The sequence below is a fragment of the Streptomyces sp. NPDC015032 genome, assembly GCF_043080425.1.
GTDB lineage: Bacteria > Actinomycetota > Actinomycetes > Streptomycetales > Streptomycetaceae > Streptomyces.
Genome location: NZ_JBIBVN010000002.1, coordinates 192,839 through 208,754 on the forward strand (window position 1 = coordinate 192,839; position 15,916 = coordinate 208,754).

At 72.3% G+C, this 15,916-nt stretch carries 13 protein-coding genes; 7 read left to right on the forward strand and 6 right to left on the reverse strand.

The window, feature by feature from the left end; all coding sequences use genetic code 11:
- Positions 1 to 50 precede the first annotated feature (50 nt).
- On the reverse strand, positions 51 to 1,262 hold the full coding sequence (locus ACF08M_RS03785; protein ID WP_392183970.1) for a PucR family transcriptional regulator: 1,212 nt from the start codon (positions 1,260 to 1,262) through the stop codon (positions 51 to 53).
- 187 nt (positions 1,263 to 1,449) lie between these two features.
- Between ACF08M_RS03785 and ACF08M_RS03790 the strand changes: the two genes are divergently transcribed.
- The 3 genes from ACF08M_RS03790 to ACF08M_RS03800 are packed head-to-tail and all read left to right on the forward strand — an operon-like array spanning position 1,450 to position 5,492.
- Positions 1,450 to 2,349, forward strand: coding sequence for an SGNH/GDSL hydrolase family protein (locus ACF08M_RS03790; protein ID WP_392183605.1), 900 nt, complete (start codon positions 1,450 to 1,452; stop codon positions 2,347 to 2,349).
- Positions 2,350 to 2,354: 5 nt separating this feature from the next.
- Entirely contained in the window at positions 2,355 to 4,358 is a 2,004-nt protein-coding gene (locus ACF08M_RS03795; protein WP_392183606.1) for a hypothetical protein, read from the forward strand.
- A gap of 39 nt (positions 4,359 to 4,397) precedes the next feature.
- A complete protein-coding gene (locus tag ACF08M_RS03800) occupies positions 4,398 to 5,492 on the forward strand; it encodes a tyrosine-protein phosphatase (protein WP_392183607.1) in 1,095 nt (364 codons plus the stop codon).
- Positions 5,493 to 5,553: 61 nt separating this feature from the next.
- Here the strand turns inward: ACF08M_RS03800 and ACF08M_RS03805 are convergent, their stop codons facing one another.
- Positions 5,554 to 6,672: an ADP-ribosylglycohydrolase family protein gene (locus ACF08M_RS03805; RefSeq protein ID WP_392183608.1), complete on the reverse strand. Its 1,119-nt coding sequence runs from the start codon at positions 6,670 to 6,672 to the stop codon at positions 5,554 to 5,556.
- A gap of 78 nt (positions 6,673 to 6,750) precedes the next feature.
- On the opposite strand from ACF08M_RS03805, the gene ACF08M_RS03810 reads away from it, so the two are divergent.
- On the forward strand, positions 6,751 to 7,029 hold the full coding sequence (locus ACF08M_RS03810; RefSeq protein ID WP_392183609.1) for a DUF6343 family protein: 279 nt from the start codon (positions 6,751 to 6,753) through the stop codon (positions 7,027 to 7,029).
- 32 nt (positions 7,030 to 7,061) lie between these two features.
- Here ACF08M_RS03810 and ACF08M_RS03815 read toward each other — a convergent pair whose 3' ends face one another.
- The 3 genes from ACF08M_RS03815 to ACF08M_RS03825 all read right to left on the reverse strand — a co-directional run bounded on the left by ACF08M_RS03815 (position 7,062) and on the right by ACF08M_RS03825 (position 9,079).
- Entirely contained in the window at positions 7,062 to 7,430 is a 369-nt protein-coding gene (locus ACF08M_RS03815) for a tetratricopeptide repeat protein (RefSeq protein WP_392183610.1), read from the reverse strand.
- Between the two features lie 68 nt (positions 7,431 to 7,498).
- Positions 7,499 to 8,101 (reverse strand): dephospho-CoA kinase, encoded by a 603-nt coding sequence (coaE, locus tag ACF08M_RS03820; RefSeq protein WP_392183611.1) that lies wholly within the window; start codon positions 8,099 to 8,101, stop codon positions 7,499 to 7,501.
- Positions 8,102 to 8,140: 39 nt separating this feature from the next.
- Entirely contained in the window at positions 8,141 to 9,079 is a 939-nt protein-coding gene (locus ACF08M_RS03825) for a PAC2 family protein (protein WP_392183612.1), read from the reverse strand.
- A gap of 420 nt (positions 9,080 to 9,499) precedes the next feature.
- Between ACF08M_RS03825 and ACF08M_RS03830 the strand changes: the two genes are divergently transcribed.
- Positions 9,500 to 10,462, forward strand: a complete 963-nt coding sequence (locus ACF08M_RS03830) for a right-handed parallel beta-helix repeat-containing protein (RefSeq protein WP_392183613.1) — start codon at positions 9,500 to 9,502, stop codon at positions 10,460 to 10,462.
- A 104-nt stretch (positions 10,463 to 10,566) separates the two neighbouring features.
- Here the strand turns inward: ACF08M_RS03830 and rpsA are convergent, their stop codons facing one another.
- Positions 10,567 to 12,078 (reverse strand): 30S ribosomal protein S1, encoded by a 1,512-nt coding sequence (rpsA, locus tag ACF08M_RS03835; RefSeq protein WP_072483117.1) that lies wholly within the window; start codon positions 12,076 to 12,078, stop codon positions 10,567 to 10,569.
- Between the two features lie 399 nt (positions 12,079 to 12,477).
- Here rpsA and ACF08M_RS03840 point away from each other — a divergent pair, with 399 nt between their 5' ends.
- Both ACF08M_RS03840 and hrpB read left to right on the forward strand, forming a co-directional pair.
- Entirely contained in the window at positions 12,478 to 13,302 is an 825-nt protein-coding gene (locus tag ACF08M_RS03840; protein WP_392183614.1) for a class I SAM-dependent methyltransferase, read from the forward strand.
- Between the two features lie 75 nt (positions 13,303 to 13,377).
- A complete protein-coding gene (gene hrpB / locus ACF08M_RS03845; RefSeq protein WP_392183615.1) occupies positions 13,378 to 15,888 on the forward strand; it encodes an ATP-dependent helicase HrpB in 2,511 nt (836 codons plus the stop codon).
- Positions 15,889 to 15,916: the final 28 nt, after the last annotated feature.

The following is a 15,916-nucleotide window of genomic DNA, read 5'->3' on the forward strand; positions in this document are numbered from 1 at the left end:
TCGTCGGCCACCACCGTATCCGGCGGTGGCCCGGCTCCGCTCCATGGCCGCTATACCGAGCGGCGGGCGACCAGGGCCGCGCTGATGTGCTGGAGGTCGGCCGGACGGGCCGGGGAGAGACCGGTCAGACGGTCGATGCGGCGGATGCGGTAGTCGACGGTGTTGGGGTGGATGTGCAGGGCGGCCGCGGTGGTCCGCCGGTCCAGGCCGAGTTCGAGGTACGTCTCCAGGGTGTGCAGCAACTCCGGCTTCGCCTCCAGGGGTTTCAGCAGCCTCGCGAGACCGTGCAGCGCCTCGCTGGGGCGGCTGAGCTGGTACTCCAGCAGGACATCGGCCAGCCGGTACAGGCCGGGCGGCCGGCCCGTACGGGCGACCAGGTCGACGATTTCGGCGTTTCGGGCCACGGCGGCCGGTACCGCCTCGGGTTCCGCGGTCTCGGCGGCGGCCGTGATGGGGACCCCCGCCGCGCGGGTCGCCTCGCCGATCAGCGCGCACAGTCCGGCGGGCCCGTGCCACGGCGGCGGCTCGGCGGCCGGCAGCAGCACCGTGCCGCCGGAGGTGTCGAGGGCGGTGAGCACCGGCCGGCCGGCGAAGTGATCGAGGGCGGTACGCACGCGGCGGATCTTCCGCCGGGCCGCGACGCCGGCGCCGGGACCCGGTGACTGGGTCAGCTCGTCGGGGTGCGGGGCCAGCGCGAGCGTCATCGTGAGGTAGCGGGCGGCGGGCCGCAGCCCGGTGCGGTGGGTGAAGCGGTCCAGGGGCTCGCCGGTCAGCAGGGCGGCCATCAGGGCGTGCCGGCCGCCGTGCTCCTGGCTGTCGAGGATCTGCCGGGCCTCCAGGTAGGCACTGCTGACGGCGGAGGTCAGCTGCTGCTGGAGAACCATGATCCGGTCCATGATCTCCAGGACAGTGGGGAGGTCGCCGGGGAGCGCCCCCTCCGCGGCCTCCTGCCAGCACATCGCCGTACCGACCTGGTACGCGGTGAGGATCGCGTCCAGCGGCACCCCCTCCTCGGCGCGCTGGGCGGCGGAGTCGCGCTGCTGGGCGAGTTCGGCGTCGGTGGCGGGGCGGCGGTACTCCACGACGTCGGCGAAGAGTCGCAGATTGTGCTGGACGATGTCGGCGATGTCGCCGGAGATCTCCTCGTGGGGCAGTCCGGCGTAGACCGGCAGGTCGGCGAGGAGCCGGGCGACGACGCGTCCGGTCAGGGCCGGGACGCGGGCGCGCAGATACGGGGCCACCGGGCGTCCGGCGATGGTCAGCGGTGCAGCGGCCGGCCCGGCGGAGCCGTCCCGCTCCCCTGTCGCGACGGGTCGCCGTTTGTCACGCGTCACAAGTTCCCCCGCAGAAGTCTGCGTTACCCACCAGTTAAACGACGGCACTTGAGTCTGCATGATGACCGGCGTCACACGCCATGCCCCACCTCGCCCCCCACCACCGGAGGATTACGTGAACCTGCCGCAGAACAAGCCTTTCTGTCGTTCCGTCAGGATCTTCATGGGCGTACTCGCGCTGGCCGGTCTGGCCGTGGGGACCGGCGCGGTGCCGGCGTCCGCCGCCGGGGACGACGCCCCTTCCTATGTCGCGCTCGGCGACTCCATGGCCTCCGGGCCGCTCATCCCCGACATCACGGGACCGGTGCCCTGCGGCCGGTCGACGCACAACTATCCGCACGAGCTCGCGGCGCGGCTCGGTGCGTCGCTCCGCGACGTCACGTGCAGCGGCGCCGCGTCCAAGCACATGACCGAGAAGCAGTCGCTCTCACTGCTCGACATTCCGATGGGCTCGGCCCCGCCCCAGTTCGACGCGCTGCGCGCGGACACCGACCTGGTGACCCTGACCATCGGCGGCAACGACGCCGGTCTGGTCGGCATCGCGCAGAAGTGCACCACACTCGACCCGAACGCCACCCCGTGCAAGGAGAAGTACAACGAGGGCGGCGTGGACCAGGTGGGGCAGCGCGTCGCGGAGTTCGCGCCGAAGCTGGGGGCCGTCCTGGAGACGATCCACCAGCGCTCGCCGCAGGCCCGGGTGATCGTCACGGGGTACGGCCTCTACATCAAGCCCGGCGGCTGCTGGCCGTTGCAGCCGGTCCTCCCGGTGGACGCCGACTTCCTACAGGGCAGCGTGGACCGGATGAACGCGGCGATCGCCGAGCAGAGCGCCCTGCACGGTGCCGAGTACATCGATCTGGCCACGCCCAGCAAGGGGCACGACTCCTGCCAGGCCCCGTCGGACAAGTGGGTCGAGGGATACGTACCCACCGCGGTGGCCGCCCCGCTGCACCCCAACCGGAACGGTGAGGCGAACTACGCGGCCGTCATCGGCGCGCACCTCCAGGGGAGTTGACCCCGTTGCGGCTCCGACTGCCGCGCGGACCGCGGCACGGGCTGCTGGCGGCGGTGCTGAGCGCCGCCGCCGTGCTCGTACCGACGGCCCCGGCCGCGCGGGCCGCCGCGCCGCACGGACCGGGCTGCGATCCGCTGGTGCCCGCCGAGTGCCTGCTGCCGTTCCCGAACGACTGGTACACACGGCCCGACCCGGCCACCGACACCGGTCGCCGGGTGGACTTCGACGCCGCGGCCCTCCCGCGCGCCACGGCCGGTCTCCCCATCGAACCGACCGCCTGGAACCGGTCCGACGGCTTCTCCCCCGGCTCCGCGCTGATCGCCCAGGTGCCCGGCATCGACCTGAGGGCGACCGGCGCGGCCCCGCTCACCGGCATCGGCCGCTCCCTCGCCCCGGACGCCCCCGTCGTGCTGCTGGACACCGGGACCGGCGAGCGGTGGCCCTACTGGGCCGAACTGGACGCCAACGCCACCGACCCGGCGCGCCGGGCGCTGCTGATCCGTCCCGCTCGCAACTTCCGCGACGGCCACCACTACGCCGTCGCCCTGCGACGGCTCAAGGACGGCGCGGGACGCACGATCCCGGCCGCCGCACCGTTCGCCGCCGTCGTCGGCAAGCCGCTTCCAACCGACGATCCGCTGCGCGCCCGTCAGCGGCAGCTGCGCCCGGCCCTGAAGGCGCTGCGCGGAGCCGGCGTGCGGTCCGGGGAGCTGTACCTCGCCTGGGACTTCACCGTCGCGAGCACCCGCGGTCTCACCGGCGACCTCTTCGCCCTGCGCGACGACGCATTCCGCCGGCTCGGCGATCGCGCTCCCGCCTTCGCCGTCACCGGTGTCACGGACTTCACGACCGGGCAGGACCCGAGAATCGCCCGGGAAGTGACCGGCCGGGTCAGTGTGCCCAGCTATCTGAACCTGCCCGGCGGTCCCCCCGGATCCGTCCTCCACCGCGGCCGTGACGGCACCCCGCGACGGCTCCCGCTGAACACCCAACTCGCCACGTTCCGCTGCGAGATACCACGTTCGGCGTTCCACACTCCGTCCCACCCGTCCCTCTACGGGCACGGCCTCCTCGGCCGCCGCTCCGAGGTCGGCGCGGGCAACGTCAGGGCGATGGCGGCGGAACACAACTTCACGTTCTGCGCGACGGACTGGATCGGAATGGCCGAGGAGGACGTCCCGGTGGTACTCGGGGCGCTCGCGGACCCGAACCTCTTCCCCGCCGTCCCGGAGCGCACCGAGCAGGGCATGCTGAACGCCCTCTTCCTCGCCCGCGCCCTGATCCACACCGACGGGCTGACCTCCGACGCGGCCTTCCGCGACGACGGCGGGCGGCCGCTCGTCGACATCCGGCACGGCATCGCGTACGACGGGAACAGTCAGGGCGGAATCCTCGGCGGCGCCCTGGTCGCCGCCTCGCCCGACATCCGCCGCGGGGTCCTCGGTGTCACCGGCATGAACTACGGCCTGCTTCTCGACCGCAGCGCCGACTTCGCGCCGTTCCAGCGGGTCCTGGACCTGTCCTACCCGGACAAGCTGCGTCAGCAGCTCGTCCTCCAGCTGTTCCAGATGGTGTGGGACCGCGGTGAGACCGACGCGTACGCGAACCATCTCACCGACCACCACCAGGTGCTGATGCACATCGCGTACGGGGACCACCAGGTCGCGAACGCGGCGGCCGACGTGGAGGCGCGCACCCTCGGCGCCCGGCTGCTCACCCCGGCGCTCACGGCGGGGCGCAGTCCGGACTCCGTCCCGTACTGGGGCATCAGGACCGTCGCGCGCGACGGGCTTCCGTACCGCGGCTCCGCCATGACGGTGTGGGACAGCGGCACACCGGCCCCGCCGGTCACCAACACCCCGCCCGACGGCCCGCGTTACGGCCACGACCCGCACTCCGATCCCCGCAACTCGTCGGCCGCGCGTCAGCAGAAGGCCACCTTCCTGACCACCGGCCGCGTCATCAATGTCTGCGGCACCACACCGTGCACGGCCGCCCCCACCTCCTGACACCCCACTCCCGCCCAGGGAATGCAGACAAGGAGCACCATGCGTACGCACCGCATCACCCAGGCAGCCGTCGCGGCCGTCCTGCTCGCCAGTACGGTCCTGGTCCCGCCCGCCCTCGCCGCCACACCGTCCGCCCCGCCCGCGGCCGGTGCCCGAGCCGCCGTCCGGGCCGCCGTGCCGTTCACCGCGGCAACCGTCCGGCGCGCCGCGGACGGCGGTCACACGCTCTCCTGGTCCTCCGCCGCCGGCTCGGTCTCCGTCACCGCGGTCACCTCCCCCGACGCCACCACCGGCACCCTCGTGGGCACCGCCCCCGGCACCGGTTCGCTGACCGTCCCCGCCAAAACGCTCCCCGGCACCGGACGCTGGTACTTCCGGCTGACGCCGGACAGCGGCTCCCCGCTCGTCGTCGCCGACCGTTCGCTCGGCATCGAGTCGGCCCGCAACTTCCGGGACATCGGCGGCTACCGCACCACCGACGGGCACTGGGTGCGTTCCGGTCTGGTCTACCGCTCCAACAAGCTCGACAGCCTCACCGACGCCGAGCAGCAGCGTCTGCTCTCCCAGCGCCTCACCCTCGACGTGGATCTGCGCAACGCGATGGAACGCCATGACGATCCCGACCGGCTGCCCGCCGGTGTGACGTACCAGGTCGCCGATGTGGTGTCGCTCAGCCACGGCATCCGTTTCCACGACTCGGCTCTGATGACCCTGGCCGAGGCCATCGCGGCCGGGCTGTTCTCCGGCTCGTCCGACCTCGGCCAGTCCATCGGCTACCCGTTCATGGTCAACTTCGTCGGCGCCGACTACGCCTTCCGTGATCTGGTCACCGCCGTCGCCACGAACACCTCCGGCGCGACCGTCTTCCACTGCAGCGCGGGCAAGGACCGCACCGGCTGGGGCACGGCCGTCCTGCTCACTCTGCTCGGCGTCCCGCGCGACACCGTCGAGGCGGACTTCCTCGCCAGCAACGAGTACACCGGCAACCCGAAGGCCGTCGAACTGAGCTGGCTGCGTGCGGCGTTCGCCGAGGTGGACCACCTGTACGGCGACTTCGACAGCTACGTACGCGAGGGCCTGAAGCTCGACGACGCGACGGTGGCCACGCTGCGCGCCAAGATGCTGACGGACTGACCGGTCGTCATCGTCCGGTGTACTGCCGGTCCGTCGGCGCCGAAGGCGTGCGGCCGTACCGTCAGTACGCCGGGTAGCGCTCGGCCGGCCACGCGACCGCGTGCTCGAACTCCACGCACAGGTCGTCGGCCAGCTCGGTGATCACCGCCCGTCCCTCGGTCGCCACCAGCCAGGACGGCGGCAGGTGTACGTCCCCGTGGCGGGCGCCGAGCAGATTGCCGCAGACCGCACCGGTGGAGTCGCTGTCGCCCGAGTGGTTGACCGAGAGCAGCAGCGAGCGGGCCACCTGGTCGGCGTCCGGCAGCACCAGGGCGCAGTACACGGCGATGGCGAGGGCCTCCTCGGCGACCCAGCCGGCGCCCAGCGTCTCCACCTTCTCGGCGGTCGGTCCGCCCTCCGCGGCAAGGTCGACGGCAGCGCGCAGGGCCGCCGCTGTCTCCTCGTGCCCCGGGTGGCGGCGCAGCAGTTCCATGGCCCGCAGCACCGCGCCCGCCATCGAATCGCCCTCCAGGAGATGGGCGACGATCGCGGCCAGCGCCCCGGCGGCGTACGCACCGGTCGGGTGGCCGTGGGTGATCTGCGCACACCAGTGGGCGAGCCGGAAGCCCGCCTCGGCGCCCTGCCCCACCAGTCCGAAGGGCGCGGACCGCATCACCGTGCCGCACCCCTTGGACCCGGTGTTGACCGGACCGGGCTCGCCGAGCCGCTCCGACGGTTCGGGGACATGGCCGGTCGCGAGTCCCGTCAGGCAGGCGTTGCCGGGGGCCCGGCGTGCGTACAGCCAGGGCTGCTGCCGGAGCCAGCCGGTCCGCACCGGGTTGTCGGCCCCGCCGGGCGGCGGGGCGGGGTGGTTCTGGGTGTCCAGCCAGCGCAGGTACGCGTTCCGCACGATCCCGGTCTCGGCGCCGCCGATTCCCTTCGACATCGCCCCGGAGTGCGCCCTGATCAGGGCCTCGGCCGTGAACAGGGTCATCTGCGTATCGTCGGTGACCCGTCCGACGACCCCCTCCTCGTCCGCGACGAGGCCCTGTACACCGTGTTCACCGTGCGCGCGGCGGATCCCGGCGAGCGAGAGGAACTCCACCGGGTTTCCCAGCGCGTCCCCGATGGCCCCGCCCAGCAGACAGCCCCGGACCCTCGCCCTGCGGCCGTTACGGTCCCCCCACGATGTGCCGTTCACGCACGATCCCCTCAATCCGATGTCGACATGTCCCCAAAACGGTGCCGCGGGTCCATCCTGGTAGGAGAGGCGATAGCCATGCGTACCGGTAATGAACCGACGACTGCCCGCAGTCCTCTGCGGCTGCGGCTCTGCCTGAGTCTATGGGGGCTGGCCTGGGCCGTCTTCGGCCTGGCGGCCTTCACGCTGGCCGGCCGCCCGGGGTGGGCCGCCGCCTGTGGTGTGCTGCTCGTGCTGGTGCTGGCGGACATCGCGGTGATCGTCCACCACATCCACCAGGGCCCGCACTACCAGCCGGGCCGCAACATCCCGCCGTACGAACCGGACCACGGCGGGCGTGGCAGGTACGGGCACTGACCAGGGTGCGACGTCCGCCCGGCGGTGCGGTGTCAGTCCTTCGTGCGGAAACGGGCCGCCTTCAGGTACTCCGGATTCGGGTCGAGGGCCGCAGCCAGCCGGAAGTGACGGGCGGCCCGGTCGGAGCGGCCGGAGCGCTCGAAGGTGCGGGCGAGCGCGAAATGCGCGAAGGCGTTGTCCGGTTCGCGCTCCAGGACGAGTTCGAATTCGAGCTCGGCAGGACGCAGTTGGGCGGCGGCGAAGAAGGCACGGGCCCGCAGCAGGCGTGCGGCCGTGTTCTCCGGATGGGCCGCGATCACCGAGTCCAGCAGCTTCACCGCGCCCCGGGGGTCGCGGGCCGCCAACAGGTGTTCGGCCGCGCGGAAGTCGATGACGTCGGTTTCCGGGGTCCTCTCGGGCACGATGTCTTCCTTCCTTTCACTACCGCGTTCCCAACGCCCGGCCGGGGCCCGGTATTCCGATCCGGAAGTCAGCCGGCCGCCACCCGCTTCATCAGCTCCGACCAGACCTTGCGGACCTGCGGCTCCAGCTCCTCCAGCGGTCCGTCGTTGTCGACGATCAGATCGGCGACGGCACGCCGCTGCTCCCGGGTGGCCTGCGCGGCCATCCGGGCACGGGCCTCCGGCTCGGTCATGCCGCGCAGCCGTACGAGCCGGTCGAGCTGGGTCTGCGGACGGGCGTCCACGACGACGACGACGTCGTAGAGGGGGGCGAGCCCGTTCTCGGTGAGGAGGGGGACGTCGTGGACGACGACCGAATCGGGACCCGCGGCCCGCTCCAGCTCGGCGGAGCGGGCGCCGACCAGCGGGTGGACGATCGCGTTGAGGGCGGCGAGCCGGTCGGCGTCGGCGAAGACGATCGAGCCGAGTCCGGGCCGGTCCAGAGTGCCGTCGGCGGTGAGGATGCCGGGGCCGAACGCGTCGACGACGGCCGCGAGCCCGGGTGTCCCCGGCTCGACGACCTCCCGGGCGATCCGGTCCGCGTCGATCAGCACGGCCCCGTATCCGACGAGCAGCCGTGACACTTCACTCTTGCCGGCGCCGATCCCACCGGTCAGGCCCACTTTCAGCATGCCGGGCAGCCTAGTACGCCGGACGGCCGGCGGGGCCGGTCAGATGTCCCCCTCGCGCTCCGCGAGGAACCGCTCGAATTCGAGACCGATCTCGTCGGCCGACGGCAGATCGACCGGCTCGGCGACCAGATTGCCCCGGGTCTCGGAACCCGCGACGGCGTCGTACTGATGCTCCAGGCCCTCGACGAGCGAGACCAGCTCCTCGTCGCCCTGGTCGATCTGCCGGGAGATCTCGGTCTGGGTGCGGTGGGCCTCCGTACGCAGCGCATGGGCGACGGCCGGCAGGACCAGGCCGGTCGCGGCCGTGATCGACTCCAGGGCGGTGAGCGCCGCGTCCGGGTAGGCGGAGCGGGCGACGTAGTGCGGCACATGGGCGGCGACACCGAGGACGTCGTGTCCGGCCTCCATGAGCCGGTACTCCACCAGGGCCTCGGCGGAGCCGGGCACCTGCGCCTCCTCGAAGGGGCTTCGGTGACCGGGCACGAGGTCCGTGCGGTTGCCGTGCGGGGTGACGCCGACGGGGCGGGTGTGCGGGACGCCCATCGGGATGCCGTGGAAGTTCACCGCGAGGCGGACGCCGAGACGCTCGACGATCTGCTCGACGGCGGCGGCGAAGCGCTCCCACTCCACGTCCGGCTCGGGCCCGGAGAGCAGCAGAAAGGGTGCCCCGGTGGCGTCCTGAACGACCCGTACGTCAATCGTCGGAGTCTCGTAGTCCGCCCAGCGGTCGCGCCGGAAGGTCAGCAGCGGGCGCCGTGCGCGGTAGTCGACGAGCCGGTCGTGGTCGAAGCGGGCGACGACCTGGTGCGGCAGCGATTCGAGCAGGCCGTCGACGATCTGGTCCCCGGTCTCGCCCGCGTCGATGTATCCGTCGAAGTGGTAGAGCATGACCAGGCCGGCCGACTCCTGGGCCAGCGCCATGTCGACGACGGCCAGTCCCTTCGGCTCCCATTCGTACAAACTCTGCGGATCAGGCACGGTTACCGCTCCTCCTCGTGTTCCCTGAGAAGAACGCCCGGCGGGGCACTGGCATTCCCGGACCGTGCCCGTTCACCGGGCGGTTCATGCCGCAATCCGCGCGGGAACGCGGGCGCGCGGGACAGTCATGTCGGTGAACACCTCGATCGGGGCACGGAGTTCGCGACAGCAGGGGTACGTCCTGCCCCGGCCCGCCACACGTCGAGACCGGAATCGCGGCCGGAGCGCTTTACATGCCGTCAATTGCCTGCGCATCCAGGAGGTTTCACCCGTCCGCTCCGCCGGCCGCCCACGAAGAATGGTCCATACCTTGACATGACCCCACCTCGCCCCTACCGTCACTGCGCAGCACGTTCAGAGGCTCGCCCCACATTCATGTACGAGAACCTCTTGGACTCCTTCGACGGGAAGGCACCCCCCATGCGCACCCGCACGCTGCTCCCCGCCCTGCTGGCCGCCGCGCTCGCCACCGGCGGCCTCACCCTGGCCGCCGCCACCACCGCGGACGCCGCGACGGTCATCGACGTGAGCACCGCGGCCCAGCTCAAGTCCGCCCTCACCGCCGCCGCCCCCGGCGACACCATCCGGCTCGCCGACGGCACGTACACCGGCAACTTCAAGGCGACCGTCCCCGGAACCGCGTCCGCCCGGATCACCCTCACCGGTTCCGCCAAGGCCGTCCTCACCGCCGGGGGCGGCTACGGACTGCACCTCAATGGCGCCTCCTACTGGACCGTCAAGGGCATCACCGTCACCGGCGGCCAGAAGGGCATCATGGCCGACTCCGCCACCGGGGTCGTGATCGATTCCGTGACCGTGCACGACCTGGACATGGAGGGCGTCCACTTCCGCAAGTCCAGCAAGGACGGCGTCATCAGGAACTCCCGGATCTACGACATCGGGCACGACGGTCGCGGGATGGGCGAAGGCGTCTACGTCGGCACCGCGGGCGACCTCTCCGACCGGAGCGACCGGGTTCAGATCCTGAACAACACGATCGGGCCGGGGGTGGGCGGCGAGAACGTCGACATCAAGGAGGGCACCACCGGGGCGAAGATCATCGGCAACACCTTCGACGGCAGCGGGCTGACCGGCTCCCACTACGACGACTCCTGGGTCGACGTGAAGGGCAATGACGTCCTGGTCGACGGCAACAAGGGCTCCCGGACGACCAACAACGGCTACGAGATCCACACCCAGCAGAACGGCTGGGGCTGCGGCACCGTCTTCCGCGGCAACATCTCGGACCTGTCCGGCTCCACGGGCGACAAGCGGATCGCGATCAATGTCACCAACTACGGCGCGGGCTGCCGGACCACCGTCTACAGCAGCAACACCGTGACCGGCGGCAGGGGGCTGACCAACATCGCCGTCACGCCGTAACGGCCCGCGCCCACGGCCGCGGAAACGAGTGAGGCCCGCTCCCCGAAGGGAGCGGGCCTCACTTTCACCTACTGCGGTCGATCACCGACCGGAAGGACAGAGCGTCAGCTCTGGCCGCCCGCCAGCTTCTCGCGCAGGGCAGCCAGGGCCTCGTCCGACGCCAGGGCGCCGGAGTTGTCCGCGGACTCCGAGGAGTACGAGCCGCCACCGCTGCCGCCCGAGGCAGCCGGGGCGCCACCGGCCGGGGCGGCAGCACCCTCGGCAGCAGCGGCCTCGTCGGCCTCGCGGGACTTGATGACCTGGGCCTGGTGCTGCTCGAAGCGCTGCTGCGCCTCGGCGTACTGCGTCTCCCACGCCTCGCGCTGGGTCTCGTAGCCCTCGAGCCAGTCGTTGGTCTCGGGGTCGAAGCCCTCGGGGTAGATGTAGTTGCCCTGGTCGTCGTAGGACGCGGCCATGCCGTACAGGGTCGGGTCGAACTCGACCGAGGCCGGGTCGGCACCGAAGGACTCGTTGGCCTGCTTCAGCGAGAGGCTGATGCGGCGACGCTCCAGGTCGATGTCGATGACCTTGACGAAGATCTCGTCGTTGACCTGGACGACCTGCTCCGGGATCTCCACGTGGCGCTCGGCCAGCTCGGAGATGTGGACCAGACCCTCGATGCCCTCGTCGACGCGCACGAACGCACCGAACGGAACGAGCTTGGTGACCTTACCGGGAACGACCTGCCCGATCTGGTGCGTACGGGCGAACTGCTGCCACGGGTCTTCCTGCGTCGCCTTGAGCGACAGCGAGACGCGCTCGCGGTCCATGTCGACGTCGAGGACCTCGACGGTGACTTCCTGGCCGACCTCGACAACCTCGGAGGGGTGGTCGATGTGCTTCCAGGACAGCTCGGAGACGTGCACGAGACCGTCGACGCCGCCGAGGTCCACGAACGCACCGAAGTTGACGATCGAGGAAACGACGCCGGAGCGGACCTGGCCCTTCTGCAGGGTCGTGAGGAAGGTCTGGCGGACCTCGCTCTGGGTCTGCTCCAGCCAGGCACGGCGGGACAGGACCACGTTGTTGCGGTTCTTGTCCAGCTCGATGATCTTGGCCTCGAGCTCCTTGCCCACGTAGGGCTGGAGGTCACGGACACGACGCATCTCGACGAGGGAGGCCGGCAGGAAGCCACGGAGGCCGATGTCGAGGATGAGACCACCCTTGACGACCTCGATGACGGTACCGGTGACGATGCCGTCCTCTTCCTTGATCTTCTCGATCGTGCCCCAGGCACGCTCGTACTGAGCGCGCTTCTTGGACAGGATGAGGCGGCCTTCCTTGTCCTCCTTCTGGAGAACCAGGGCCTCGATCTCGTCGCCGACCTTGACGACCTCGTTCGGGTCGACGTCGTGCTTGATCGAAAGCTCGCGGGAGGGGATGACGCCTTCGGTCTTGTAACCGATGTCGAGCAGGACCTCGTCCCGGTCGACCTTCACGATGACGCCGTCGACGATGTCGCCGTCGTTGAAGTACTTGATCGTCTCGTCGATCGCGGCGAGGAAGGCTTCCTCGTTACCGATGTCGTTGACCGCTACCTGCGGGGTGGTGGCGGTGGTCTCGGTGCTGCTCGTCATGTGGGAAAGGGCTCCGGTACGGACAGTGAGTCGTAGGTACTGCTACGCCGGGAGCCCGTATCACCTCTGCAGAAGCCGGACAGCTCGGGAAGCGCCGGACCCGTCGAACGGGAAGCGCCTCGTGAACCGAGGGGACATACAACAGATGCGAGCGCGGCCTGCTAGGTCTGAGGCGCGCAGGCTCGCAGCGCAACTTGTAGCATACGGGGGCAGCCGGGCACGGTCAATGCGCGAAGGCGCACACCGGGGGCGCAACGCACCATATCCGGCACAATTCATGTTCTCCGAGGCCACATCGGCCCCGGGAGACAATCCGTGGGGGACGGAGCCGAACGGATGGGTATCCCTGCTTGCGTACCGCGTGCGGCGGGGTGAAGGCAAACTACAACGACGGACACGATGAGCCAAGAGATCTACGCGGCCGAACCCGAGGCGACCCGCCGCAGCGCGTCGGAGGCCGAGAGCAGCCGGGCCAGTCGCGGCTGGTGGGACCGGAACGCCGACGAGTACCAGAGCGACCACGGCGCCTTCCTCGGCGACGACCGTTTCATCTGGGGTCCGGAGGGGCTGGACGAGGCCGAGGCCGGTCTGCTCGGCCCCGCCGGATCGCTGAAGGGCCTGGACGTCCTGGAGATCGGGGCGGGCGCCGCGCAGTGCTCGCGCTGGCTCGCCGCCCGGGGGGCACGTCCGGTGGCCCTCGATCTCTCGCACCGACAGCTGCAGCACGCGCTGCGGATCGGCGGCGGCGATGTGCCGGCGGTCCGGCTGGTGGAGGCGGACGCCGGGGCGCTGCCGTTCCGGGACGGCTCCTTCGACCTGGCGTGCTCCGCCTACGGCGCGGTGCCGTTCGTCGCCGACCCCGTGCGGGTGTTCCGCGAGGTGCACCGGGTGCTGCGCCCCGGGGGCCGCTGGGTCTTCTCGGTGACGCACCCGATCCGCTGGGTGTTCCCGGACGAGCCGGGGCCCGAGGGGCTCTCGGTCGCGGCCTCGTACTTCGACCGCACCCCCTACGTCGAACAGGACGAGCGGGGCGAGGCGGTCTACGTCGAGCACCACCGCACGCTGGGCGACCGGGTGCGGGACGTGGTGGCCGGCGGATTCCGGCTGGCCGATCTCGTCGAACCGGAGTGGCCCGCCTGGAACGACCAGGAGTGGGGCGGCTGGTCCCCGCTGCGCGGGAATCTGATCCCGGGCACGGCCGTCTTCGTCTGCATGCGGGACTGAGTCCGGGGAGGGCCGAGGGGGGCCGGCCCGGTCCCGGGGTGCGGAGGGCGTGGCGGCCCGTACGAGACTGGGGGCGTGATCCGTACCGACGCCCTGGACCAGTTGCCCGTACGCACCGCGGTGCCCGCCCTGGAGCGGGCGCTCGACGACCGCGGTGTCGCGGTGCTGTGCGCGCCGCCCGGCACCGGCAAGACGACCCTCGTACCGCTGGTCCTGGCCGGTCTGGCCGGGGGCGGCCCGGTGCGCCGGGTGGTGGTCGCCGAGCCGCGGCGGATCGCGGCGCGGGCGGCGGCGCGGCGGATGGCGTGGCTCGTCGGGGAGCGGACCGGCGGGCGGGTGGGCTTCACGGTCCGCGGGGAGCGGGTGGTGGGGCCCGGCACGGTGGTGGAGGTGGTCACCACCGGGGTGCTGCTCCAGCGCTTGCAGCGCGACCAGGAGCTGGCCGGGGTCGACGCGGTGATCATCGACGAGTGCCACGAGCGGCATCTGGACGCGGACACGGTCGCCGCGTTCCTTCTCGATGTGCGGGAGGCGGTCCGGCCCGATCTGCGGCTGGTGGCCGCGTCCGCGACGACGGACGCGGCGGGCTGGGCGCGGCTGCTGGGCGATGCCCCCGTGGTGGAGGCGCGGGGTGTCTCGCATCCGGTGGAGGTGGTCTGGGCGCCGCCCGCCGGGCCGGTGCGGCCGCCGCACGGGACGAGGGTCGATCCGGCGCTGCTGACGCATGTCGCGGCGACGGTGCGCCGGGCACTCGCCGAACGGGACGGCGACGTGCTGTGCTTTCTGCCCGGTGTCGGCGAGATCGGGCGGGTGGCGGGGCAGCTGGCGGGGGTGGGAGCCGAGGTGCTCCAGGTGCACGGGCGGGCTCCGGCCGCGGTGCAGGACGCGGTGCTGGCCGGGTCGTCCGAGGGGCGGCGGGTGGTGCTGGCGACCTCGGTGGCGGAGTCGTCCCTGACGGTGCCCGGGGTGCGGGTCGTGGTCGACTCGGGGCTGGCCAGGGAGCCGCGTACCGATCACGCGCGGGGGCTGAGCGCGCTGACGACCGTGCGGGCGTCGCAGGCCTCGGGGAGGCAGCGGGCGGGCCGGGCCGGGCGGGAGGCGCCGGGGACGGTGTACCGGTGCTGGGAACAGGCGGAGGACGGGCGGCTCGCCCGGTTCCCGTCCCCGGAGATCAGGGTCGCGGATCTGACGGCGTTCGCGTTGCAGGCGGCCTGCTGGGGCGATCCGGACGCGTCGGGGCTGGCGCTGCTCGATCCGCCGCCGGCGGGTGCGATGGGCGCGGCGCGCGAGGTGCTGACGGCGGTCGGCGCGGTGGACACGGAGGGGCGGGTGACCGACCGGGGCGTACGGATGTCCCGGCTGGGCCTGCATCCGCGGCTGGCGCGCGCCCTGCTGGACGGCGCCGCCGAGGTGGGCGGGCGGCGGGCCGCCGAGGTGGTGGCGCTGCTGAGCGAGGAGCCGCCGCGGGAGTACGGCGACGATCTCGCGGTGGCGCTGCGTACCGCCCGGCGGGGCGGGGACGGGTACGCGGCGCGGTGGCGGCAGGAGGTCCGGCGGCTGTCCTCGTCGGTCGGGGGTGCCGGTGGGGGCGGGGGTTCCGGCCCAAGGGACGGGGACGGGGACTGGGCTGTCGGTCTGGTGGCCGCGCTGGCGTTCCCGGAGCGGGTGGCACGGGCCCGGGGCGAGGGTGCGTTCCTGATGGCGTCGGGTACCGGTGCGGAACTGCGGGACGGGTCGGGGCTGCGCAGCGCGCCGTGGCTGGCGGTCGCGGTCGCCGACCGGCCCGCCCACGCGGCGTCCGCGCGGGTGCGGCTCGCCGCCGTGATCGACGAGGAAACAGCACGGGCGGCCGCCGGGCAGCTGCGCTTCGCGGGCGAGGAGGTCCGCTGGGCCGACGGCGACGTGGTGGCCCGCCGGGTGGAGCGGCTGGGCGCCGTCGAGCTGTCGGTGCGCCCCCTGAAGGAGCCGGCGCCCGAGCTGGTGCGGCGGGCGCTTGTCGAGGGGCTGCGGCGCGAGGGGCTCGGGCTGCTGCGCTGGACGCGGGACACCGGACAGCTGCGGGAGCGGCTCGCCTTTCTGCACCGGGAGCTGGGGGCGCCCTGGCCGGATGTGTCGGACGGTGCGCTGCTGGACCGTACCGAGCAGTGGCTGGAGCCGGAGTTGTCGCGGGCCCGGCGGCGCTCCGATCTCGCGCGGATCGACGCGGGGCAGGCGTTGCGGCGGCTGCTGCCGTGGGCGACGGGTGAGGCCGCGCGGCTGGACGAGCTGGCGCCGGAGCGGATCGAGGTGCCGAGCGGCTCCCGTATCAGGGTGGAGTACGGCGGGGCGCAGCCCGTGCTCGCGGTGAAGCTCCAGGAGCTGTTCGGTCTGCGGGAGACCCCGCGGGTGGCCGGGGTGCCGGTCCTGGTCCACCTCCTCTCCCCCGCCGGCCGCCCCGCGGCGGTCACCGCGGATCTGGCGTCGTTCTGGCGGGACGGCTACCGGGCCGTACGGGCGGAGCTGCGCGGCCGCTATCCGAAGCATCCGTGGCCACAGGACCCCACGACGGTGGAGGCGACCCGGTTCACGAAGAGGGCTCGGCGGTAGGCAGCGCGACGCCTCGAAGCCCACCTCC